This is a genomic window from Gimesia sp., assembly GCF_048262075.1.
GTDB lineage: Bacteria > Planctomycetota > Planctomycetia > Planctomycetales > Planctomycetaceae > Gimesia.
Genome location: NZ_JBLXFK010000004.1, coordinates 413,438 through 434,044, shown reverse-complemented (window position 1 = coordinate 434,044; position 20,607 = coordinate 413,438). Strand labels below are relative to the sequence as shown.

Annotated in this window: 30 protein-coding genes and 1 pseudogene; 3 read left to right on the top strand and 28 right to left on the bottom strand. The window is 49.2% G+C overall.

From position 1 onward, the window contains the following. Positions 1 to 23: 23 nt before the first annotated feature. Complete coding sequence (locus ACN0YH_RS11525) at positions 24 to 629, top strand: TetR/AcrR family transcriptional regulator (protein WP_417379706.1); 606 nt, start codon at positions 24 to 26, stop codon at positions 627 to 629. A 37-nt stretch (positions 630 to 666) separates the two neighbouring features. Next, positions 667 to 804 carry a hypothetical protein gene (locus ACN0YH_RS11520; protein WP_417379705.1) on the top strand — a complete coding sequence of 46 codons (138 nt, stop codon included), beginning with the start codon at positions 667 to 669 and terminating at the stop codon, positions 802 to 804. A 36-nt stretch (positions 805 to 840) separates the two neighbouring features. Here ACN0YH_RS11520 and ACN0YH_RS11515 read toward each other — a convergent pair whose 3' ends face one another. Further along, positions 841 to 2,334 (bottom strand): PcfJ domain-containing protein, encoded by a 1,494-nt coding sequence (locus ACN0YH_RS11515; RefSeq protein ID WP_417379704.1) that lies wholly within the window; start codon positions 2,332 to 2,334, stop codon positions 841 to 843. A 298-nt stretch (positions 2,335 to 2,632) separates the two neighbouring features. On the opposite strand from ACN0YH_RS11515, the gene ACN0YH_RS11510 reads away from it, so the two are divergent. Further along, positions 2,633 to 2,956, top strand: coding sequence for a hypothetical protein (locus ACN0YH_RS11510; RefSeq protein ID WP_417379703.1), 324 nt, complete (start codon positions 2,633 to 2,635; stop codon positions 2,954 to 2,956). Between the two features lie 98 nt (positions 2,957 to 3,054). On the opposite strand, the gene ACN0YH_RS11505 is transcribed toward ACN0YH_RS11510, so the two are convergent. The 27 genes and pseudogenes from ACN0YH_RS11505 to fusA all read right to left on the bottom strand — a co-directional run bounded on the left by ACN0YH_RS11505 (position 3,055) and on the right by fusA (position 20,573). Then, positions 3,055 to 3,648: a putative metallopeptidase gene (locus ACN0YH_RS11505; protein ID WP_417379702.1), complete on the bottom strand. Its 594-nt coding sequence runs from the start codon at positions 3,646 to 3,648 to the stop codon at positions 3,055 to 3,057. Positions 3,649 to 3,860: 212 nt separating this feature from the next. Beyond that, positions 3,861 to 4,574, bottom strand: a complete 714-nt coding sequence (locus tag ACN0YH_RS11500) for a bL17 family ribosomal protein (RefSeq protein ID WP_417379701.1) — start codon at positions 4,572 to 4,574, stop codon at positions 3,861 to 3,863. 80 nt (positions 4,575 to 4,654) lie between these two features. Continuing rightward, positions 4,655 to 5,671, bottom strand: a complete 1,017-nt coding sequence (locus ACN0YH_RS11495) for a DNA-directed RNA polymerase subunit alpha (RefSeq protein WP_417379700.1) — start codon at positions 5,669 to 5,671, stop codon at positions 4,655 to 4,657. A gap of 122 nt (positions 5,672 to 5,793) precedes the next feature. Beyond that, positions 5,794 to 6,174: a 30S ribosomal protein S11 gene (gene rpsK / locus ACN0YH_RS11490; protein ID WP_145231944.1), complete on the bottom strand. Its 381-nt coding sequence runs from the start codon at positions 6,172 to 6,174 to the stop codon at positions 5,794 to 5,796. Between the two features lie 145 nt (positions 6,175 to 6,319). After that, the gene (rpsM, locus tag ACN0YH_RS11485; protein WP_145231945.1) at positions 6,320 to 6,703 is read right to left on the bottom strand and encodes a 30S ribosomal protein S13; all 384 of its coding nucleotides are present in this window, start codon (positions 6,701 to 6,703) and stop codon (positions 6,320 to 6,322) included. Between the two features lie 63 nt (positions 6,704 to 6,766). Next, positions 6,767 to 6,883: a 50S ribosomal protein L36 gene (rpmJ, locus tag ACN0YH_RS11480; RefSeq protein ID WP_002649734.1), complete on the bottom strand. Its 117-nt coding sequence runs from the start codon at positions 6,881 to 6,883 to the stop codon at positions 6,767 to 6,769. Positions 6,884 to 7,141: 258 nt separating this feature from the next. Beyond that, positions 7,142 to 8,506, bottom strand: a complete 1,365-nt coding sequence (gene secY, locus ACN0YH_RS11475) for a preprotein translocase subunit SecY (protein WP_417379699.1) — start codon at positions 8,504 to 8,506, stop codon at positions 7,142 to 7,144. A 128-nt stretch (positions 8,507 to 8,634) separates the two neighbouring features. Next, a complete protein-coding gene (rplO, locus tag ACN0YH_RS11470) occupies positions 8,635 to 9,087 on the bottom strand; it encodes a 50S ribosomal protein L15 (protein ID WP_417379698.1) in 453 nt (150 codons plus the stop codon). Beyond that, positions 9,087 to 9,566, bottom strand: coding sequence for a 30S ribosomal protein S5 (rpsE, locus tag ACN0YH_RS11465; RefSeq protein ID WP_417379697.1), 480 nt, complete (start codon positions 9,564 to 9,566; stop codon positions 9,087 to 9,089). The genes rplO and rpsE overlap by 1 nt, the downstream gene beginning before the upstream one ends. Positions 9,567 to 9,602: 36 nt before the next feature. Next, a complete protein-coding gene (rplR, locus tag ACN0YH_RS11460; protein WP_417379696.1) occupies positions 9,603 to 9,968 on the bottom strand; it encodes a 50S ribosomal protein L18 in 366 nt (121 codons plus the stop codon). Between the two features lie 82 nt (positions 9,969 to 10,050). Continuing rightward, positions 10,051 to 10,596, bottom strand: a complete 546-nt coding sequence (gene rplF / locus ACN0YH_RS11455; protein ID WP_417379695.1) for a 50S ribosomal protein L6 — start codon at positions 10,594 to 10,596, stop codon at positions 10,051 to 10,053. 66 nt (positions 10,597 to 10,662) lie between these two features. Continuing rightward, positions 10,663 to 11,058: a 30S ribosomal protein S8 gene (rpsH, locus tag ACN0YH_RS11450; RefSeq protein ID WP_417379694.1), complete on the bottom strand. Its 396-nt coding sequence runs from the start codon at positions 11,056 to 11,058 to the stop codon at positions 10,663 to 10,665. 84 nt (positions 11,059 to 11,142) lie between these two features. Beyond that, positions 11,143 to 11,688 (bottom strand): 50S ribosomal protein L5, encoded by a 546-nt coding sequence (gene rplE / locus ACN0YH_RS11445; protein WP_417379693.1) that lies wholly within the window; start codon positions 11,686 to 11,688, stop codon positions 11,143 to 11,145. Positions 11,689 to 11,752: 64 nt separating this feature from the next. Next, positions 11,753 to 12,106: a 50S ribosomal protein L24 gene (gene rplX, locus ACN0YH_RS11440; protein WP_417379692.1), complete on the bottom strand. Its 354-nt coding sequence runs from the start codon at positions 12,104 to 12,106 to the stop codon at positions 11,753 to 11,755. Positions 12,107 to 12,108: 2 nt separating this feature from the next. Beyond that, entirely contained in the window at positions 12,109 to 12,477 is a 369-nt protein-coding gene (gene rplN / locus ACN0YH_RS11435) for a 50S ribosomal protein L14 (RefSeq protein WP_417379691.1), read from the bottom strand. A 111-nt stretch (positions 12,478 to 12,588) separates the two neighbouring features. Further along, positions 12,589 to 12,822: pseudogene (gene rpsQ / locus ACN0YH_RS11430) on the bottom strand (30S ribosomal protein S17); the annotation flags it as partial. Between the two features lie 22 nt (positions 12,823 to 12,844). Further along, positions 12,845 to 13,054, bottom strand: a complete 210-nt coding sequence (gene rpmC, locus ACN0YH_RS11425; protein WP_002649721.1) for a 50S ribosomal protein L29 — start codon at positions 13,052 to 13,054, stop codon at positions 12,845 to 12,847. Positions 13,055 to 13,144: 90 nt separating this feature from the next. Beyond that, positions 13,145 to 13,564, bottom strand: a complete 420-nt coding sequence (gene rplP, locus ACN0YH_RS11420) for a 50S ribosomal protein L16 (protein ID WP_081459651.1) — start codon at positions 13,562 to 13,564, stop codon at positions 13,145 to 13,147. Continuing rightward, the gene (gene rpsC / locus ACN0YH_RS11415; protein ID WP_417379690.1) at positions 13,503 to 14,204 is read right to left on the bottom strand and encodes a 30S ribosomal protein S3; all 702 of its coding nucleotides are present in this window, start codon (positions 14,202 to 14,204) and stop codon (positions 13,503 to 13,505) included. The genes rplP and rpsC overlap by 62 nt, the downstream gene beginning before the upstream one ends. A 79-nt stretch (positions 14,205 to 14,283) precedes the next feature. Further along, positions 14,284 to 14,628 (bottom strand): 50S ribosomal protein L22, encoded by a 345-nt coding sequence (gene rplV / locus ACN0YH_RS11410; protein ID WP_417379689.1) that lies wholly within the window; start codon positions 14,626 to 14,628, stop codon positions 14,284 to 14,286. Between the two features lie 79 nt (positions 14,629 to 14,707). Continuing rightward, positions 14,708 to 14,974: a 30S ribosomal protein S19 gene (gene rpsS, locus ACN0YH_RS11405; protein ID WP_002649717.1), complete on the bottom strand. Its 267-nt coding sequence runs from the start codon at positions 14,972 to 14,974 to the stop codon at positions 14,708 to 14,710. 62 nt (positions 14,975 to 15,036) lie between these two features. Beyond that, positions 15,037 to 15,894, bottom strand: coding sequence for a 50S ribosomal protein L2 (rplB, locus tag ACN0YH_RS11400; protein WP_417379688.1), 858 nt, complete (start codon positions 15,892 to 15,894; stop codon positions 15,037 to 15,039). Positions 15,895 to 15,974: 80 nt separating this feature from the next. Then, positions 15,975 to 16,283, bottom strand: a complete 309-nt coding sequence (gene rplW / locus ACN0YH_RS11395; protein ID WP_417379687.1) for a 50S ribosomal protein L23 — start codon at positions 16,281 to 16,283, stop codon at positions 15,975 to 15,977. A gap of 52 nt (positions 16,284 to 16,335) precedes the next feature. Then, positions 16,336 to 16,965 carry a 50S ribosomal protein L4 gene (rplD, locus tag ACN0YH_RS11390; protein ID WP_417379686.1) on the bottom strand — a complete coding sequence of 210 codons (630 nt, stop codon included), beginning with the start codon at positions 16,963 to 16,965 and terminating at the stop codon, positions 16,336 to 16,338. Positions 16,966 to 17,018: 53 nt separating this feature from the next. Further along, positions 17,019 to 17,708 carry a 50S ribosomal protein L3 gene (gene rplC / locus ACN0YH_RS11385; RefSeq protein ID WP_417379685.1) on the bottom strand — a complete coding sequence of 230 codons (690 nt, stop codon included), beginning with the start codon at positions 17,706 to 17,708 and terminating at the stop codon, positions 17,019 to 17,021. Positions 17,709 to 17,868: 160 nt separating this feature from the next. Then, complete coding sequence (rpsJ, locus tag ACN0YH_RS11380) at positions 17,869 to 18,201, bottom strand: 30S ribosomal protein S10 (RefSeq protein WP_002649712.1); 333 nt, start codon at positions 18,199 to 18,201, stop codon at positions 17,869 to 17,871. 272 nt (positions 18,202 to 18,473) lie between these two features. Then, positions 18,474 to 20,573, bottom strand: coding sequence for an elongation factor G (gene fusA, locus ACN0YH_RS11375; RefSeq protein WP_417379684.1), 2,100 nt, complete (start codon positions 20,571 to 20,573; stop codon positions 18,474 to 18,476). Positions 20,574 to 20,607: the final 34 nt, after the last annotated feature.

Here is a 20,607-nt window from a genome sequence, read left to right as displayed (position 1 = left end):
TGAATCAGAGCTCCGGGAATAAGATGAGACTGACCGACCGGAAGCGCGCGGCGATTATCGAAGCTGCTGTTTCAGAGTGGAAGCGTCACGGCTACGACAACACCAGTATGGACCGGATCGCGGAAGTCGCATCTGTATCCAAAAGAACGGTTTACAATCATTTTCCCAGCAAGGAAGAGTTGTTTGCCGCCATTGTCGCTGAACTCATGTCTCGCTGCCAGATCATGAAAGAATTTGACTTTGATCCGCAAAAATCGATTTCTACTCAACTGACAGCGATTGGCAAAACCGCGGTGGAACTGATGACTTCCACAGAATTTCAGGATCTGGCACGCGTCACACTTTCCCGATTTTTGCAGTCGCCCGAAATGGCGAGCGAAATGCTGATTGAAACAACACAGGTCGAAGCGGAGTTAGCAGTCTGGTTCAAGACCACACACGAAACAGGGCTGTTACGAGTGCCTGACCCGACTCTGGCAGCGAAGCAGTTCCTTGGTCTGATCCAGTCCTTTGCATTCTGGCCGCCACTCATTGGAAAAGAACCCCCGTTAACCACACCACAAAAGAAGGCCGTCGTGAAATCAACGGTAAACATGTTCCTGGATCACTATGCACCTTCCAGTTCGTAGTTGAGTGCTGTGGAACCAGATTGAGAAGAACAACATCATGGCAGCCCCCTGTCTCCCCAGCATGGTTAACTTCGTAGAACTCGCGGCAATGGTCTCCTTCCTGCTCTTCGAAGACAGCATCTTCAGCACAAGCCAGACCATGGTCCTCTCTGGTAGACGTTGCATGCTGCCTTAAGTGGGGATTTGCATATGAGTGTCAGATACCACCTACTCAGGATATCAAGCTGATATCGTTTTTCACTTTATATATCAGCCATAGTTCCACAATCCGTTGTTCTTCTGTCGTGGCGCTCCGATTCTGTTTCCCCCTCGCCTGCACCAGCGCGCACGTTCGTGGATCGACCTCCAACGTCAAACAGGGTTGATCATTCCGCGTCAGACGGAAGATCGCTGAGGTCCCTTTCGCACAGCGAATTGTATATCCCGCCACACAATGCCGCATCATTTTTCCTTCATACTGCAACTCCACACCGGTAGTCAGTTCGCGCACCTTCCATTGGTTCCACTCCTCCGACCAACTCCAGTCCCAGCCATGCTCCCGCCATCTCACTGCTGCACAATGAGAATAATACCCCTCAAAGATGATTCTCCTGCGAAACTCCTGCGCTGACTGGCAGATCGACTCGAATGTGCGTCCTTTCCAGGTGAATTGCCTGTGCAGCGCCTCTTGGGTGAGAAATTGGTGTATTGACCAGTCCAGGATTTGCTCACTCAGCTCAGCCGAAAGCTGATCACGGTAACGAATCAGCCAGTTGACTGTTTCATACCAGAACGCCATCTGGTTTTCGCCACCGGCTTCGGTCGGATCAATGGCAAACGCCGGATGCAGCGCCAGCCACTTCCAGATCTGCACATCCCCGCCAAGTCTGCGTACCTCTGCATACAGGCAGGCCAGAACAGGAGTACGAGGCACCTCAGGCACCTCGTGCCAGGGAACTTCAAACAGATACTGCTGCATTTTCCGCCAGGGCTTCCCCGGCACCAGCCTCAAGCTCCCTCCCTGCCCCAGGATGATCAGCCAGCGCTGCCACTTGAACTGCCTCTCGGCCGCTTCCTGTAAATTATCCCAGGCATCAATCAGAAACTCAGGCACCGGGTAGTTTACAAACAGGTGATTGATAAGGGATTCCTTACGCTGCCCTGTCCAGGACTCCGCCGACCTGATCCAGAACGGCTTGAAGAAGACCACCAGCGAAAGCCAGTTCAATGATTCTGAAGCCTGGTCCGCCACCGGTTGCACAGCCAGGCGCCGAATCGCTACAGGAAGCTCTGTCTCTGGAACCAGGGATGCTACCTGTCTGATCCTGCACTGACTCACGGCACGTGCCACCTCATTCGCTTGCGATTCCAGATTCTCAACCAGCTGAGACAGATCGGTTCTCACCAGCTTCATCTCACTCTCATCAGGCACTGAATCTGACTGCGAAGCAGACGAACGAGGAACCAGCAACTCAACAGGCCGCTTCCACTGCGATTCCAATGCCAGCTGAAATTGATAATAGAACCGATCCGAAGCGGAGGTCGAATCGTAGTAGTCGTATTCCCAGTCCTCAGGCCAATCCTCTTCATCAATCCCGAGGAAATCTTCAACCCGGGGCGCATTCCGAGTAGTTTTAAACTCAACGGCCTGTTGGCGCAGCTTGCGAAGACCACCGGCCTGCTTGCGATACGGAAGGCGACGGCGGAAACAAGTTAGTCGTGACATCTCCTTACCTCCCCTCAACCAGAAAACAGACGGAATCGTGCCGTTGTCGCAGCATTTCGTTATACGGACACATCAGACCACAATAAGTTCACCAGCAGGCAAACCGTAGACACGTCAGAGTCCGCGTGTCCGCGGATCACTCAATTTGAACCCGCTCTTCCAGTGCTGTTACAATATTCAGATTGATTGCTCTAAAATGAGACACCAGGCTTGGCAGCCGGGGGGAGACCATATGAGTATCGATTACATCATCACGCCTGTCACACAACAGCTCCTGGAATAGGGTCGCGAATGCGGCATGCCGATTTCGCTCGATACTCCTGAAGGCAGAATCGTCACTCGCACCGATCTCACGCAAGTCCTGCAGTCCCTGGACGGTTTCACCAGTCATGTGCGTGGTTCAGAAGAAGATTTCAGTGCCGAGGTTGAGTCAGTCGAAACCTTCGAATGGGAATACAAGTCCGCCAATCCGGATCTGAACCAGGCCTTCGGCGGTACTCACACCAGCTCAAAAGAATCGCTTAACATCTACAGACTCACAGACAATAATCAAAGCCGGTTCCTGAGCCTGCATGGTGGCATCACCCTCATCGTGCAGTTCGCTAGAGCGCATCACATTTAACCATAGCGTCTGTCAATCTAATATACTCGGTCCAAGTGGATCTGGAGACGCTACAGTAAAACTGGACTTGTCAGTTCCCAACAGACGAGTCAGTTTAATTACGCAATCCGCGTCTCATCCACGGGGATCAACTTGGGAATCGGGATCTGCAAGCCTACGACGCCGCCATGTTTTTTCTGCAGTGTGGAGAAGCGGCATTTGAGAAACGCATAGAGCTCAGGCGGCGGGTTCAGTTTCAGGTACTGTTTTACCATCACCGCCATGTGGGCGTCGTATTCTTTCTGGCTGTGGGAGTGCACATGGTAGTGCCCTTCCAGGCGGCGGATATCGCCGTCGAAGGCGGGGCTGATATGGTACAGCTCATGCACTACGGTGATCAGCTTTTCCTCGAGGGAATGATTCAAAAAGCGGGGCAGGTAAAACGTCAGGATATACAACATCTCCTGTTGATCCTGGTAGATCCGCTGCACTGTCCATTTGCGTCCGTAACGGGTCGTTTGCAGATCGCCGTTCTCGAATCGGAGCGGCGTTAATTTCGCCTGCATTCCGTAAGGCACATTGCGACGGGCCTGGGCAAAGGCAACCGCGATGCGGTCCATGTCGACGTGATGAAATTCAGGTAACCGACGCGAAATGTCACGGCACAAATGATACATGGCGTGACTGAAATTAAAGGGCTTCTTCGTTGACATGCTGCGCTAGAATCCTTTCCGCTACAACTTAACAACAACATAGGATCGGTTCATGACTTGATTCACTTATCATTCACACTGCAGATCAGCCTGGCTTTGTGTCCGGTACGTAAAAAAAGCTAAGAGTATTTTCGATCATTGGAAATACTCTTAGCTTGTAAATATTAGCGAGAACCGGAATTTCCGCATAGCCGAATTCGGCCGGCGAAAGCTTACGCTTCTTTTTCTTTGTCTTCTTCAGCAGCTTCCGCACTGGCTTCAGGAGTTTCATCCGTAGCTGCCGTTTCTTCAGCTTCGGTTTCAGTAGCAGGCTCTTCGCTGGCTGTTTCGTCAGCAGGAGCTTCTTCGGTAGCAGTTTCAGTTTCGCTATCGAGAGTGGTACTGCGTTTAACAGGTTTCACGCGATCACGTTCGCCCACGAATTCGATGATAGCCTGCTCACCGGCATCACCCAGACGAACGGTTGCCAGACGAACGATGCGGGTGTAACCGCCGGTACGTTCTTCAAAGCGTTCTGAGAGTTCGTTGAACAGGATGTCAACAGCTTCATTGTCACGCAGGTCTGCAAATGCGCGTCGACGGTAAGTCAATGCGGGAGCCATTGCCTGGTTCCACTTGTTCCACTGCTCTGACTCACGCCAGGTTTTCCACTCGCTGGAATTCTTCTCAGCATCTGTTGCAAACTGAGCTGCGTTTTCCAGATGAGGCTGAGCCTTCTTGCCGAGTGTGATCAGCTTTTCCATGAAAGGACGCAGTTCTTTGGCTTTCTGAACGGTCGTGGTAATACGACCAGAAACCTTGGGTGCGTTTTCAGCTTCTTCATCAATCCGGACGGTCTTAATGAAGCTCACCGCCATATTACGGAACATAGCCTTACGGTGTGATGCATTGCGGCCTAATTTTCGGCCTCTCATTCGGTGTCGCATGACTTAACTCTGAATTATTCTGATTGCTGAGAGTAAAAGACTCGTTGATTCTATTCTGTCAACGCGAAAATCTTAAATGATTAACGCGATTGTGAGGAAGAGCTGGGGATCTTCATTCCCAGACGCAGTCCAATCTGGCTCAGTCTTTCACGAACTTCAACCAGGGTGGTTTCCCCAAAATTACGCACATGTAATAAATGATCTTCAGATTTACCAACCAGGTCACGGACGGTGTTAATGCCTTCCGATTCCAGACAGTTGGTCGCACGTACGGAAAGATTCAGCTCGGCCAGACTCTGGTTGAGTTTTTCTTCCAGTTCCAGATCGATCGGAGCGTAACCGGTCGTATCCAACATTCCCTTGAGTCCACCTTCGGGCGGCATTTCCGGGCCAGGCTCGCGATAGGTAATAAAGGGATTGAGGTGCTTACGGAGAATCTTGGAGGCTTCTACCAGAGCCATATCAGGCTTGACAGTTCCGTTAGTCCAGATTTCCAGGTTCAGTTTATCGTAGTTGGTACGCTGACCAACACGGGTATCTTCAATTTTATATCGCACACGCACAACAGGTGAGAATGTAGCGTCCAGAGGAATCACACCGACTTCCGTATCATGCTGAGCATGTTCTGAAGCGGGAGTATATCCGCGGCCGTTCTCGATGGTCAGTTCCATGTTGAGGGGAACATCATCAGTCATGGTGGCAATCACCAGGTCCTTGTTGATGACTTCAACCTGATCGTCGGTGATGACATCTGCCCCGGTCACAACGCCCCGCTCATGCTTTTCAATCCGCAGAGTCTTGGAAGTTGAGCTGGAATTTTTGACGATCAGTGATTTCAGGTTCAGACAGATCTCAGTAATGTCTTCTACAACACCGGGGATCGTGGTAAATTCGTGCTGCACACCCTGAATTTTCACGCGGGTTACCGAGCTGCCTTCCAGGCTGGAAAGCAGGATTCGTCGCAGACTGTTGGCAATGGTTGCACCGAATCCACGTTCGAATGGTTCGGCTACAAACATACCATAAGTTGATGTCATTGAGTCCCGATCAGGGATGACACGGCTTGGTAATTCCAGTCCTCGCCAACGGATTCGCATTGAAATAATCTCCAAAGAACACAGTCGTTTAGAACATGATGTGAAATCAATGTTCCAGTTATTTTAAATCAATATGTGTTGCGACAGCCAAAGCGGTGCGCTATGTTACCAGAAGTGCTGGTTCAGACACGTCGTTTTTTCGGGGGACGACAGCCATTGTGTGGCAGCGGGGTGATATCTTCGATCGCACGGATCGAGATGCCTGCTGACTGTAAACCGGTGATGGCACTTTCCCGTCCGGAACCTGGTCCCTTGACGCGAATTTCCATTTCTTTCACACCGAATTTGGATGCTTTTTCAGCACAGATTTCTGCGGCCCGCTGGGCAGCAAACGGAGTGCTCTTACGGCTGCCTTTGAACCCGGAAGTTCCTGCAGTTGCCCAGCAGAGCACATCACCGTTTAAATCGGTAATCGTAACGGTGGTGTTGTTAAACGTTGCTTTGATGTAAGCAATCGCTTTTGTGATGTGACGTTTCACTTTTTTTCGTTTGACTTTAGCCACTCTGCTACTCCTGATGTTTCCGTCAGTATGGATTCAGAAACTGAAACTCATTATGTGTGATGTTTTAATATCGAGTCGCCGCAACCGGCAACGACTTCTGTATGATCTTTTTCTCTTCGCGGCACAGACGACAGAATCCCGGGGTTTAACGGGCGTCTTTAACACCCTTTTTACCGGCAACGGTTTTCTTACCACCTTTGCGGGTACGGGCGTTGGTTTGTGTATTCTGTCCGCGAACAGGAAGTCCACGTCGATGACGAATACCACGATATGATTGAATGTCTCGCAGTCGGGCAATGTCCTGCTGTGTAGCACGACGCAATTGACCTTCCACTGAATAATCAGTATCCAGCATATTCACAATCCGGCTCAACTCATCGTCGGTCAGATCTTTTGCTTTCAACTGGGGATTGATATTTAATTTGTGGCAAATATCAAGCGATGTCACCTTGCCGATACCATACAGGTAGGTCAGGGAAACATAAACAGGCTTGTCGTTCGGAATATCAACACCGAGGATACGTGGCATTTTTAGTTCACTCCGCTGGATTTAAAAACTGAAGTCAAATCAATGAAACTGAATTCGAGACGATTAACCCTGACGCTGCTTATGGCGCGGGTTGGAAGAGCAGATCACATAGACGCGCCCTTTTCGCCGAATGACTTTACAGTTTTCACAAATCCGCTTAACACTGGCTCGGACTTTCATCGTACTACGACTTCTCTATCTAACTTTGGTTCACGATATAATCGAGTTGACAAAATGCGGAAATCATAGACCCGCTGAATGTAACTCGTGTAAATTTAATTAATTGCGCCCATAAAATGAGCAAACTCCGGCTTCGTATCAAACCTGTACAATTTCCGAAGCGGAGCGAATCAGGAAATTATAAACGCCGCGAACGTGAATCGACAAGCGAAACGCACCTTTTTTGGTGAATTTCGCCATGACTCACCCGTTTAACCTTTACAGATCGCTCTCAAGTAAGCCTGAATAGTTTCGCATCACCAGATGACTGTCAATTTTATTGACCAGGTCCAGCACCACGGAAACCACAATCAGCAATCCGGTTCCACCGTAAAAACTCGCCACCAGGAAATCGACCCCTAACCAGGTGGACACCAATGTGGGAATAATTGCTACCAGTGACAGGAACGCGGCACCAACATAGGTAATACGAACCATCACCTGCTCAAGATAGGCGGCTGTTCGAGCCCCCGGACGATAGCCGGGGATAAACGAACCATAATCTTTCAGGTTTTCTGCCATATCTTTGGGATTAAAGGTAATCGCCGTCCAGAAGTAGCAGAAGAAGTAAATCAATACGACATAAGACATTGTGTAAACAAAACCACGACTCATCGGCTGGAATGCTTCATCGAGCATGGACCAGAATTGCGAGGTGGAAAAGTATTGGCTTAAGCCGTGGAATAAAAAGTAAGGGAACATCAGCAGACTGGAAGCGAAGATGATTGGCATCACACCAGCCTGATTGACGCGTAATGGCAGTGACTGTCGCTGTCCACCGGAAACCCGACGACCACGGACGTGTTTGGCGGACTGAATCGGAATACGACGCTGCCCCTGGGTAATCGCTATCACCCAGACCACCACAAAGACAAACACCAGAGCCAGAATCAGTAATCGATCGATCCCGGTATCAGTCCCCAGGGCGATCCCATTCTTAAACGCAGGTTCGATCAGACTAAAACCAGCTTGAGGCATCCGCGCCAGAATCCCCGCCATGATCAGCAGACTGATTCCGTTACCAATGCCGTAAGCATCGATTTGTTCACCAATCCACATCAGGAAGACCGTCCCCGTGGTCATGGTGATGGTTGCCACAATCTGGTAATACAGTCCCTGGTAGCCATCCAGGATCAGACTGGAACCGGAGCCAAAGCCACCGGCCAGCGTTCGAATCCAGAAAAAGCTCTGTACCAGGCAGATCACTACTGTGGCGTAACGTGTATATTCATTAATTTTCTTCCGGCCCGCTTCCCCCTCTTTCTGGAGGCGCTCCAGGGGCGGATAAACCGTCCCCATCAACTGGAAGATAATCGAAGCAGAGATATAAGGCATAATGCCCAGACCAAAGATAGTACTCTGGCCAATATTGGAAGCGGAGAACAGAGAAATGACCTGTATGACCTGTCCGATGCCACCCTGCTGACTTTGCAGGTTTTCCAGGGTTTCAGTCAGTTGGGCCTGATTGACAAATGGCAAGGCAATCCAGAAACCCATCCGATAGATGGCCAGTAACCCCAGCGTCAGTACAATTTTTTTACGAAGCTCGGGAATTTTGAATAGAACTAGTAATTTACCGAGCATAAGTAGCGGTCCTTTGTGTCATAATTCAGCAGGCATTGATTGAAGCTTTGCTTCGGATTTTAGCGAATCCTGAAGGAAAGGGGAATCGTATTCTTAGCTGCTGAAATCAAGTCCTTGAATGAAATTACTTATGACAAAACGCGACTGACAGTTCCGCCAGCTGCCTGAATCTTGGATTCAGCAGAAGCAGAAAACAGGTGAGCGGATACGGTAAACTTCTTGGTCAGGTCCCCGTTACCCAGGATTTTCACCTGATCGAAACGACCTTTGGCCAGACCTTTTTCAGCCAGCACTTCAGGAGTGATTTCTGCACCCGCTTCAAATGCCTGCTCTAAAGTAGCCACATTCACAACCGCAACTTTTTTCGCGAACTGCTTGTTATTGAAACCCCGTTTCGCAACTCGCATTGCCAGGGGAGTCTGTCCCCCTTCAAAGCTCGTACGACGGGAAGAACCAGAGCGGCTTCCATAACCATTATGACCGCGGCTGGACGTCTTACCATGACCGGAGCCAGGTCCACGACCGACACGCTTCTTTTTCTTATTCTTTTTTATTCCGCGATGGACGTCATCAATAATCATTAGACTTCTACTCCTCTCAAACGTGCAATATCATCCCGGGTTCGCAGTTTTGAGAGCCCATCAATGGTGGCTTTCACAACATTGATTGGATTATTGGAACCACGACTCTTTGTATAAATATCAGTAATACCGGCTGCTTCCACGACAGCTCGAACACCAGCACCGGCAATAATACCGGTACCAGGACGGGCGGGTAACAGCAGCACGCGGGCAGAACCAAATCGGCCTACCACTTCGTGGGGTACTGTATTTTCAATAATGTTTGCTTTGATCATACTGCGGTTGGCCTGCTTAACAGCTTTATCGACTGCCAGTGGCACTTCGATGGCTTTGCCATATCCCCAGCCTACACGACCTTCTTTATCGCCGACAACAACCAGAGCTGTGAAACTGAATCGACGTCCCCCTTTGACCACGCAGGCACAACGGCGGATTTGAATGACTGTTTCTGGTGTTTGCTTTGAACCATCTTTTGACACGGTATCTTCTCCAACCCGTATTGAATGTTGTCTCTGTTAAAATTCCAGTCCGGCTTTGCGGGCAGAATCAGCCAGGGCAGCAACTCGCCCGTGGTATCGGTAAGGGCCACGATCAAAGGCGACTTCCTTAATCCCCTTCTCGACAGCTCGTTCGCCAATCAGCTTACCGACTTTTTCCGCAGCGGTAATGTTTCCACCATTTTCAATCTCACCAGCCAGGCTCTTGTCTTTTGTGCTGGCAGAGACCAGTGTCACGCCAGCTGTATCATCAATCAGCTGAGCGTAGATATGGTTATTGCTTCGATAAACAGATAAACGTAAACGACCTGTCTTACGAACCGTATTGCGAATACGGAACGAACGGCGTTGTTTCTGTTTTTTCAGTGTTTTTTCTAATTTCATTTGACCGTCATCTTTTCAAAAACAGTATCACCTGAATTTCAGGCCGCTGACTGACTGCTCATACAGGCAGGTAAAGATTGTACTAGTTCGCAAAAGCCTTACCAGCTTTACGTCGTACATATTCACCCTCATAACGAATTCCTTTACCTTTGTAAGGTTCAGGGGGACGTACGCTACGAATATTTGCTGCAAACTGACCTACCGCATGTTTATCGGCACTGGTCAGCACAATATTGGTACTGCTCGGCAATTCACAGATTACACCCTGTGGAACTTCCAGAACAATTGTATTGGCAAAACCGACCTGCAGGCTCAACTTGTTTCCATTCAGAGAGGCCTGGTAACCGACACCCTGAATTTCCAGTTTCCGAACAAAGGGAGTTTCCACACCCTGAACCATGTTGGCGATCAACGCCCGGGTCAGGCCATGCAGGGCACGACTTTGACGGGCATCATCAGGACGAATCACATTGATTTCATTCGTTGCCGAATCAAGTTCAACCTTCATTGAGGGATGAAAAGCAAAGGACAGTTCACCATGTTTTCCCTTGACGGAAATAGCGGTATCGTCAACTTTGATCTCCACTCCAGCAGGAACGGGAACTGGCTTTTTACCGATTCGAGACATAACTTCAAATTCCAGTTAAATAAAGGCGGCAGAACCAAGGTTCGCCAGCCTGGATAAACATCTATATTACCAGATGGTGCAGAGTAATTCGCCGCCTACACCCTGTTGTTTTGCTTCACGATTGCTCAGAACACCCTTACTGGTCGAAAGAATGCTGACCCCCAGCCCCTGCAGAACTTCCGGCATGGATCGCAGGTCCTGATAAGTGCGCCGACCAGGTTTACTTTCACGGTAGATCTTCTGAATCACACGTTCCCCGTTGGGACCATATTTCAGATTCACTCGTAAAATGTTCTGTGGACTGTTCTCAATCACTTCAAAGTCCCAGACGTAACCCTCACGCTGCAAGGCACCTGCAATAGCCACCTTGATTTTGGAAGCAGGAATATCAACATAAGGCCGTTCAATCTGCAGTGCATTACGAATTCGCGTCAGCATATCTGCAATAGGGTCTGTCATCATTAGCTGGCTACCCTCACTATAATTCTCCGACTATCTACCATTCTGGTGATACTGTTATTACTTGTATAGACAATTCAAAACGGGTTATTTACGGAACGGCATTCCCAGCTCTTTTAACAGAAGAAAACCTTCTTCATTGTTAGCAGCTGAGGTGACGATCGTAATATTCATACCCTGTGTATTTTTTACGGAATCCGGATCAATTTCCAGGAAGACCAGAGACTCATTCAGTCCCAGACTGTAATTTCCATTGCCATCGAAGGCTTTGGGGTTAATCCCGCGGAAGTCGCGAACACGTGGCAGGGCCAGTGAAATCAGACGTTCCAGGAATTCATACATCCGGTTTCCACGCAGGGTAACCCGGCAACCGATTTCCTGACCTTCGCGTAATTTGAAACCAGCTACAGACTGACGGGCACGTGTAATCTGTGATTTCTGACCTGCCAGCAATGTCATGTGATCAGCGGCTTCGGTCAGACGTTTCCGGTCCTGGTTGGCTGCACCGATCCCCATGCTGATCACCACTTTTTCAATCTGTGGCAGTGAATGCACATTGGTACGGCCCAGTTTTTCTTTCAGGGCAGGTACAATCTCTTCACGATATTGTTTTAATAATGTTGGTATTGCCATTGTTTTGCTTCAGACTGGCCGAACTCTCGGAACAATCTTCCTTACTGAAAACTACGAAATCTGATTATTGTTTCTGGTATTTTGCCTTCGCAGGACTGATGGCTCCCAGCGACGCACTACACTTCTTACAGAATCGCTCTTTGCTGCCATCAGTTGTATAGCGATAACCAACACGGGCTGCTGAACTGCAGGCTTCACAATAAAACTTCACGTTAGAAATATCGATCGGCATCTCTACTTCAAGACGTCCTCCCTGAGGACTCTTGGGATGGCCACGTTTCACGTGCTTGAAAACCCGATTTACATTTTCTACCGTCAGCTTCTTACCGCCTGCAACTACCTGCAGTACTCGCCTGGGAGTATCGCCTGCATCTGCTCCGGTGATCACAATCACTGAATCGCCACGTCGTATCTTCATTCTCAGACTACCTCGTTTGCCAGGCTAATAATTTTCATATATTTGCGTTCACGAAGCTCTCGAGCCACTGCGCCAAAAATACGTGTTCCCCGAGGATTGCCCTCGCCATCGATCAAAACCATTGCATTCCGGTCGAACCGGACATAGCTGCCATCATCACGACGGCAGGGATATCTGGTTCGAACAATCACGCCACGTAATACCTGACCTTTTTTGATGTTACTGCCAGCCAGAGTTTTCTGGATACTGACGACAATCACGTCGCCAATTTCAGCAGTTCGTCGCCCGGTACCGCCCAGCACTTTAATGCAGCGCGCAACCTTGGCACCCGAATTATCACATACATCCAGATCGGTTTGCATCTGAATCATGGCTTTGCCTGTTCCTTATCAACCAAAAGATGAGGTCTACCTGATCTTTGTCTTTGTACTATTAAAATAAACCCGAAGTCGCAGTCAGACTAAATGGAATCAGTCTTGTTTCTTCTCGACAACCCGGATCAAATCCCAACGTTTTGTTTTAGAGCGAGGACGACTTTCGACAATTTCGACAGTATCCCCTTCCTGTGCTTCATTCTTTTCATCATGCACGTGGCAGACAGTCCGACCACGAACGGTTTTACCGTAAAGTGGGTGACGATATCGTCTCTGAATTTCGACTCGTAAAGTCTTGTCCATTTTCGAACTGGCGACGGTGCCTGTCAGTATTTTTCGCATTTTCTTACCTCAACGAGCCTGCTTAAGCATTATTCTGCTGACTTAATTCGCGTTCGCGACGGATTGTCTGAATTCGGGCAATCTCACGTCGGAGCCGCTTAATGTTACTAGGTGCATCAAGCCGCTCCGTTGCTGCCTGGAACCGCAACTGAAACAACTCTTTTTGTGTTTCCTGCAGAGCGAAAGACAATTGCTCGTCATTCATCTCGCGTAATTCACTCGCTTTGGTCATCAGTAAAACCCAATGATGTTTTTCGGTCTGTCAACATAAGGCTGACATTTCCGAAGTGATGTAATTGATAATAACCAGTAATCAACCAGGTTAAATGGAAGGCCGACGTTGAATCAGCTTTACATTCACTGGCAACTTATGTGCAACACGCGCGAAACAGCGTTTGGCTGCTTCATGCGAAACCCCCGCCAGTTCGAACAACACAGTGCCCGGCTTGATGACGGCGACCCAGTGATCCGGTTCCCCTTTTCCCTTACCCATACGGGTTTCCAGAGGTCGGGATGTAACCGACTTCTGGGGGAAGATCCGGATGTAAAGTTTACCTTCACCTCGAACATATTGTGTGGCTGCAATTCGGCAGGCTTCAATGGTTTGTGCTGTTATGTGCCCAGGGTCCAGAGATTGTAAGCCCCATTCACCAAAGGCAACAGTGTTACCACGTGTCGCATTACCTTTTATGCGTCCTCTTTGGCTTTTGCGGTGCTTGACCCGCTTTGGCATCAGAGCCATCGCGATTCTCCTCATCTGAATAATCACCAAGGTCAATCCAGACTTTCACTCCAATAACTCCGAAGGTGGTGTGTGCCTCGCGGAATCCGTAGTCAACATGACGTTGCAGAGTCGAGAGTGGAATAGAACCACGGCTTGCTTTTTCACGCCGTGACATTTCTGCTCCACCTAATCGACCGGAAAGCTCGATTTTAATTCCATGAACGCCCGTTTCCATTACCTGGTCCAGGGCACGTTTAATGGTTCGACGGAAGCTACCACGCTTAGACAACTGCTGAGCGATATCTTCCGCAACCAGAGCTGCACTTTGCAGTGCATTTTCTACTTCAATAATCTTCAGTTCCATCCGACGACCGGTCAAATCTTCCAGTTCCGCTTTCAACCGGTCCACTTCCTGCCCTTTACGACCAATAATGATCCCCGGGCGGGCCGTGAATAAATGCACGACAACCTGGTCACGAGTTCGTTCGATCTCGACCTTGGGAATGCCGGCAAATTTGTATTTGGTTTGGATAAACTTCCGCACCTTCTGATCTTCAACCAGCAGTGCCCCAAAGTCTTTCTTGGAGGCATACCAACGACTTCTCCAGTCTTCTACCACGCCGACTCGAAATCCGGTTGGTCGAACTTTTTGCCCCATGATACAGGTTATCCTTTAAGTATTTCTGGTTGGGTTTCAGTTATTTGTGTCAACAGTTTAGTTAAAAGTCAAATCAGTTCTAAGGCAGCTCTGGAGCTTCAATCGAAACATGAATATGTGACATACGACGACGAATCGTGTAAGCCATTCCTCGAGCACGGGGCTGAATGCGTTTGAACATCGGTCCGCCATCAACGCGGGCTTCAGTGATTTTCAAAGCTTCTACATTGCGAGCACCCTTGTCTTCAGCATTCGCCATTGCACTCTTGATGACCTTTTCAAGAAAACGTGCTCCCCGGTTTGGAATATACTTTAACGAATCCAAACCTTCTGAAGCAGTCATACCTCGAACCAGGTCTGCAAAAGGACGAACCTTTGTTGCTGATATTCGTGCAAATCGATGCATTGCTCGAACTTGCCCCATGACAATTACTCCACTTCACTATTGCATAATTCTATCGGTTATCGGCTATCACAGCCGCAACAACAACAAACACAAACGCTTATTTCTTCTTCATCGTATGGCCACGGAAGTTACGCGTCAGCGAGAATTCACCCAGCTTATGACCGACCATTTCTTCCGTTACATATACGTTTAAGTGAGCGCGCCCGTTATGCACCAGGAATGTATGACCTACAAACTCCGGAGCAATCGTTGAAGCACGAGCCCATGTTTTGATCGGTGTCTTTTTGCCCGACTCGTTCAACTTCTCAATCTTCTTAAGAAGCTTAACGTCAACATATGGCCCTTTTTTCAGAGAGCGACCCATAAAACTTGTCCTCAATTATCGAAAACAGATAGTTATACTATAAATTTAAATCAAAACGGAAATCAGAGCTTCAGCTGACCATAACGACGTGACTTGCGACGTCGAATAATAGCCTTTGATGATGCCTTTTTCCTCTTTCTTGTTTTTCCACCTTTGGCGAGCTTACCAGTCGGGCTACAGGGGTGACGACCACCTGAGTTTCGACCTTCACCACCACCCATCGGGTGAGCAACCGGGTTCATACAGGTACCACGCACATGAGGACGACGCCCCAGCCATCGTTTACGACCTGCTTTACCCAGAACGATTTTTGTATGTTCCGAGTTTCCAATTTCACCCATTGTGGCCCGGCAGGAACTGGGAATACGACGAACTTCGCCGGAAGGCAGAGTCACCTGTGCCCAGTTTTCTTCACGAGCATTCAACACGGCAGAGGTACCAGCACTACGACAGAGCTGACCACCACGACCAGGTTGCATTTCCACATTATGAATTGTCGAACCCAGGGGAATGCTTGACAAAGGCATGCAGTTCCCAACGTTTGGTTCTACTTTATCTCCACTGACAACGGTATCACCGGCTTTCAAGCCTTCCGGAGCCAGAATGTATCGCTTTTCACCATCGACATAGTGCAACAGCGCAATCCGAGCCGAACGATTGGGATCATACTCAATCCCATTCACCTTGGCTGGCACACCATCTTTGTTACGACGAAAGTCAATCAGACGATACATTCGCTTGTGCCCGCCACCCCGGTGACGAGAAGTGATTACGCCCTGGTTATTCCGTCCACCTTTTTTCTTATACCGCACCAGCAGGGATTTCTCAGGAGCTTTTTTGCGATCTGTAATCGCTGCAAAATCGCTCACCGATGCACCGCGCCGACCTGGCGTTACTGGCTTGTAGAATCGGATTCCCATAATTTAGTTCCTCAATTACTTTATTGGTTTCAAAACCAGATCAGACATTGCTTAGACTGACACCCTACACGAAATAAGGCTTAAAAGAATGAAATACGATCATCCTCATGCAGTTCCACAATCGCCTTCTTCCATGATTTTGTATAACCAACTTTATACTTATGTCGCCGTGGCTTTCCGCCTCGATTCTGTGTGCGAACACCAATCACTCGCACATTCCACAATTCAGACACAGCTTTTTTAATATCTGTTTTTGTGGCAGATTTATCGACCACAAACGTGTATGCATTAAAAGACTCGGACAGGTGAGTCCCTTTTTCTGTCACCAATGGCCGGATGACGACCTGATACGGCTCCAGCTGAACGCCTTTATTTGAACCATCCGACATAACAACTAACCTCAATACTCAGACTGGATGACTAAACTGAAAACCCTGTAAACTAACCTTCAACCCGACCAAGCAGCCGATCCAGGGCTGACTTTGTCAGAACCATCTGCCGCTGATGCAGAACATCATAAGCATTCAGGTCGCTGGCAGGTGCAACTTGTACCCCTGCAATATTGCGAGCAGATTTCCATACTACAGGATCGTGCCCTTCAACAGTCAACAGACAGCTGGTGCTGGATAAACCCAGAGCCTTCAGCACGCCTACGACTTCTTTTGTCTTTGGAACCTGCAACGCCAGCTCATCAATCAGCGTTACCTGCTCATCTTCAAATTTACTTAAAATCGCCATACGGGTCGCCAACTTAACCGCCTTCTTAGGCAGGCGATAGCTCCAGTCTTTCGGAGTTTTCGCAAATGTGTGACCACCACCGCGTCTTACAGGAGTCCGGGAAGCACCAGCACGGGCACGCCCAGTCCCTTTCTGACGATACAGCTTCTTGGTACTACCAACGACCATGCCGCGGCTCTTTGTCTTGGAAGAACCAATTCGCTTGTTCGCCTCATACATCACGACAACATCGTGCAGTAACTGGCGATTGATTCCATTGGCTAATTCCGTGGACTCAAATTCATACTTGCCCACTTCTTTGCCAGCTTTATCTTGAATTGCAACAGAAATCATTTCAACACCATATATATAAGGCAGAACTGTCTAAATACTTCAAACACTCAAAACTAATACTTGTTAGTACGACGAATTACCAGGTCGCCCCCATTCGGGCCTGGCACTGCACCCCGGACCAGAAGAACGCCGTTCTCCTCATCGACCCGAACTACTTTCAAATGTCTGACAGTAATCTGCTTGCCACCATACCGGCCACCCATTCGCGTCCCCTTCATAACACGGGAAGGATCCGCACTCTGACCAATAGAACCACCATGACGATGAACTCGCTTCACACCGTGAGTCGCCCGTTGACCAGAAAAATTGTGTCTTTTCATCACACCAGCGAAACCGCGGCCCTTGCTGGTACCAATCACATCAATGAATGGCACGTCAGCAAATACAGAGACCGTCAACTCGCCGCCGACTTCGCAACCATGATCTTCACCATCCGTGCGAAACTCTTTTACAAAACGTTTTGGCTCGCAACCTGCTTTTTCCACTACAGCCACGCCAGACTCAGCACGCTTCTTCTGACGCTTGCTATCCAGTGCTGCAACGTGACCTCGCTCACTACGAGCAGCCAAACGGCGTGGTTTATCTTCAAAACCAACCTGAACCGCCTCGTATCCATCCGTGTCCAAAGTACGCACCTGGAGCACATGGCAAGGACCAGCCTGAATCACAGTGACAGGGACCATAACCCCGTCATCATAAATTTGCGTCATCCCGACCTTTTTACCCAGCAGACCGACAGGCATACTCATCACCCTTAAACAACGGGAACAAAGCTTCCACGAAACTGCCACTTCAGACAGCAGGAAGCATAGCACCACCAGCCAGAAGCTGGATCCCTAACCAATCAAGCGACACCGGCACAAAACCGACACCGCGAGCATCATAACGAAAACTGATAAAAGACTAGTTTCCGCCAGCGGACGCCTTAATTTTAATATCAACCCCAGCAGGCAACGACAATTTATTCAAAGCATCAATCGTCTTGCCGGTTGGAGACAAAATATCAACCAAACGCTTATGAGTCCGAATTTCAAACTGCTCGCGAGACTTCTTATCGATATGCGGCCCCTTCAGAACCGTATATCGCTCAATTCTCGTAGGCAACGGAATAGGGCCATGCACGATCGCACCGGTTCGCTTTGCAGTATCAACAATATCTGCTGCCGACTGATCCAAAACGGAGTGATCATAAGCTTCCATGCGAATTCTAATTCGCTCTTGACTCGCAACGGCCACCAATAAATCCCTTCTCTAAAATTAGACTCTTACCCCGTTTAGACATTTTTCTCGCACGGGGAAGCGAGCAATACTAATGAGACCCCTACCGCTTGTCAACAACCCCACCAAAGCTTAAAACGCTTTTTTTGAAATTCTGACATCTTCACCAGGAATTCTCACTAGACACTGTTCATCTGACTTCTGCTGTGCAGTTTTCAGATTCGCAGAGGAGACAAGTTACACACTCCCCTGCCGGATACCAAGCGACCTACCCTATGATTTTTGAAAAATTATCCAATCATCTCCTTTAAGACACTCGGAGGAGCCGGCGCATACTTCAAAGGCTCCATTGAGAACGAGGCACGCCCCTGCGACAGACTGCGAATCTGGGTAGAATAACCAAACAATTGTGACAGAGGCGACTCCACCTCCATGACACATAGATCACCCCGCCACTCACTATTCAGAACACTCGCATTTCGCGAACTGAGATCTGCCTGAATATTCCCCCGAAATTCATCAGGGGTCACCACTTCCATCTTCATTATAGGCTCCAGCAACTGCATTTTCGCATCCATAACACAACCATGCAATGCCTCGGAAACAGCGGCTTCAACAGCAGCATCATTTGTTTCCCCCTCGCGGGCATGCGCTTCCAGCACAGTAAACTGCACATTCATCAGTGGAAACCCAACCTGTCCGCCGCCATCAACACCCATCCGCAATGTGTCCATCATCACCTTAACCAGCCCGGGATCCAGATCTTCCGGTTTCAGTTTACTGACAATCGATATCGGCGACTCCCCTTTATAAGGCTCCAGTCGCAACTTCACATCAAAATACAGGTTCCCGTTTGCTGTCGGACGGTTGAATTCAACTCTCTTTTCAACAGCCGCCGAAACCGTTTCACGATAACTGACGCGCGGCTTATGCACACGCACGCTCAAATTGAATTCCTTCTGCATCCGGTTCCGCAACACCTCCAGATGTAACTCCCCCATACCCGACACAATGGTCTGGCCAGTCTCTTCGTTGGGGATCGCCTTGAATGTCGGATCCTGACGCGACAACTTCACCAGAGTCTCTTCCAGCTTTTTTCGATCCGCACTCGACTCCGGCTCCACCGCCATCGAAATGACCGTCTCGGGAAACGAAATACTTTCCAGTAAAATCGGATGCTTAATATCACACAGCGTATCGCCAGTAACTGCGTCTTTCGGCCCAATCACACCGGCAATATCACCGGCATCAATGCTGTCTGTCTCAACCTTTTCCCGCGCGTCGGCATGTACGCGCCAGAGCTGACTGATCAACTCCTTCTTGCCCGTTCGCGCATTGAGCAGACGCGTCCCGCTCTTCAACTGACCCGAGTAAACACGAATAAAACATAAATCACCATGCTTGTCAGTTTGAATCTTGAAGACCAGCCCACACATGGGCTCATCAACTGAAGTCGCGCGCGATTCCGGCTCACCCGCTTCAGCGCCACGTTTTTTCGGCTGAGGATTAATCCCTTCGACAGGAGGACGATCCAGCGGACTGGGTAGAAATTCCCCCACCGCATCCAGCACCGGTTGCACGCCGATAAAATTCAAGGAAGAACCACAAAAGGTAGGCTGAAGATCACCCCGTAATGTCGCTTCCCTCAACAGGCGCAACAAATCCTCTTCCGGGATATCCTCGGTTTCGTAATACTGCTCCAGCACCTTCTCATCCAGTTCGGCAACCGCTTCCAGCATCTTACTCCGCCACTCCTGAGCCTGCTCCAGATACTCGTCAGCAATTTCACGAACCTCAAAACTTGACCCCATCGAACCCTTGTCGTAATAGAGCGATTTCATTTTGATCAGATCGATCACGCCTTCAAATGAAACCCCCGTGGAAGTCGAGCCCTCCCCGATGGGAATCTGCAGTGCCACCGGATTGGCCCGCAGACGCCGCCTGACCTCGTCAAACGTACGATTGAAACTGGCACCAATGCGGTCCATCTTATTAATAAAACAGATACGGGGCACATTGTATTTATCCGCCTGCCGCCACACCGTCTCACTTTGTGCCTCGACCCCTTCCATGGCACTAAACACCACCACGGCTCCGTCCAGCACACGCAGACTGCGTTCCACCTCGGCTGTAAAATCGACGTGACCTGGCGTGTCGATAATATTGATCGAATACCCCTTCCAGTGACAGGTAATCGCAGCCGAATAGATGGTAATCCCCCGCTTCGCCTCCTCTTCATCGAAGTCAGTCGCAGTGGTACCCTCATCGACACCACCGGGCCTGTGCACAACGCCTGCGTAATACAGAATCCGCTCAGTGGTCGTAGTCTTACCGGCATCAATGTGAGCGATGATTCCGATGTTTCTGATATGATCTATTGAAGCTGACATCTTACCCTGTAATCCCATTCACAAAATTGCCAAC

Coding starts and splice junctions, on each gene's coding strand:
- ACN0YH_RS11525 (WP_417379706.1), top strand. CDS start 24: ATGAGACTGACCGACCGGAAGCGCGCGGCGATTATCGAAGCTGCTGTT.
- ACN0YH_RS11520 (WP_417379705.1), top strand. CDS start 667: ATGGCAGCCCCCTGTCTCCCCAGCATGGTTAACTTCGTAGAACTCGCG.
- ACN0YH_RS11515 (WP_417379704.1), bottom strand. CDS start 2,334: ATGTCACGACTAACTTGTTTCCGCCGTCGCCTTCCGTATCGCAAGCAG.
- ACN0YH_RS11510 (WP_417379703.1), top strand. CDS start 2,633: ATGCCGATTTCGCTCGATACTCCTGAAGGCAGAATCGTCACTCGCACC.
- ACN0YH_RS11505 (WP_417379702.1), bottom strand. CDS start 3,648: ATGTCAACGAAGAAGCCCTTTAATTTCAGTCACGCCATGTATCATTTG.
- ACN0YH_RS11500 (WP_417379701.1), bottom strand. CDS start 4,574: ATGCGACACCGAATGAGAGGCCGAAAATTAGGCCGCAATGCATCACAC.
- ACN0YH_RS11495 (WP_417379700.1), bottom strand. CDS start 5,671: ATGCGAATCCGTTGGCGAGGACTGGAATTACCAAGCCGTGTCATCCCT.
- rpsM (WP_145231945.1), bottom strand. CDS start 6,703: ATGCCACGTATCCTCGGTGTTGATATTCCGAACGACAAGCCTGTTTAT.
- rpmJ (WP_002649734.1), bottom strand. CDS start 6,883: ATGAAAGTCCGAGCCAGTGTTAAGCGGATTTGTGAAAACTGTAAAGTC.
- secY (WP_417379699.1), bottom strand. CDS start 8,506: ATGCTCGGTAAATTACTAGTTCTATTCAAAATTCCCGAGCTTCGTAAA.
- rplO (WP_417379698.1), bottom strand. CDS start 9,087: ATGATTATTGATGACGTCCATCGCGGAATAAAAAAGAATAAGAAAAAG.
- rplR (WP_417379696.1), bottom strand. CDS start 9,968: ATGAAATTAGAAAAAACACTGAAAAAACAGAAACAACGCCGTTCGTTC.
- rplF (WP_417379695.1), bottom strand. CDS start 10,596: ATGTCTCGAATCGGTAAAAAGCCAGTTCCCGTTCCTGCTGGAGTGGAG.
- rpsH (WP_417379694.1), bottom strand. CDS start 11,058: ATGATGACAGACCCTATTGCAGATATGCTGACGCGAATTCGTAATGCA.
- rplE (WP_417379693.1), bottom strand. CDS start 11,688: ATGGCAATACCAACATTATTAAAACAATATCGTGAAGAGATTGTACCT.
- rplX (WP_417379692.1), bottom strand. CDS start 12,106: ATGAAGATACGACGTGGCGATTCAGTGATTGTGATCACCGGAGCAGAT.
- rplN (WP_417379691.1), bottom strand. CDS start 12,477: ATGATTCAGATGCAAACCGATCTGGATGTATGTGATAATTCGGGTGCC.
- rpmC (WP_002649721.1), bottom strand. CDS start 13,054: ATGACCAAAGCGAGTGAATTACGCGAGATGAATGACGAGCAATTGTCT.
- rplP (WP_081459651.1), bottom strand. CDS start 13,564: ATGGCTCTGATGCCAAAGCGGGTCAAGCACCGCAAAAGCCAAAGAGGA.
- rpsC (WP_417379690.1), bottom strand. CDS start 14,204: ATGGGGCAAAAAGTTCGACCAACCGGATTTCGAGTCGGCGTGGTAGAA.
- rplV (WP_417379689.1), bottom strand. CDS start 14,628: ATGGGGCAAGTTCGAGCAATGCATCGATTTGCACGAATATCAGCAACA.
- rpsS (WP_002649717.1), bottom strand. CDS start 14,974: ATGGGTCGCTCTCTGAAAAAAGGGCCATATGTTGACGTTAAGCTTCTT.
- rplB (WP_417379688.1), bottom strand. CDS start 15,894: ATGGGAATCCGATTCTACAAGCCAGTAACGCCAGGTCGGCGCGGTGCA.
- rplW (WP_417379687.1), bottom strand. CDS start 16,283: ATGTCGGATGGTTCAAATAAAGGCGTTCAGCTGGAGCCGTATCAGGTC.
- rplD (WP_417379686.1), bottom strand. CDS start 16,965: ATGATTTCTGTTGCAATTCAAGATAAAGCTGGCAAAGAAGTGGGCAAG.
- rplC (WP_417379685.1), bottom strand. CDS start 17,708: ATGCCTGTCGGTCTGCTGGGTAAAAAGGTCGGGATGACGCAAATTTAT.
- fusA (WP_417379684.1), bottom strand. CDS start 20,573: ATGTCAGCTTCAATAGATCATATCAGAAACATCGGAATCATCGCTCAC.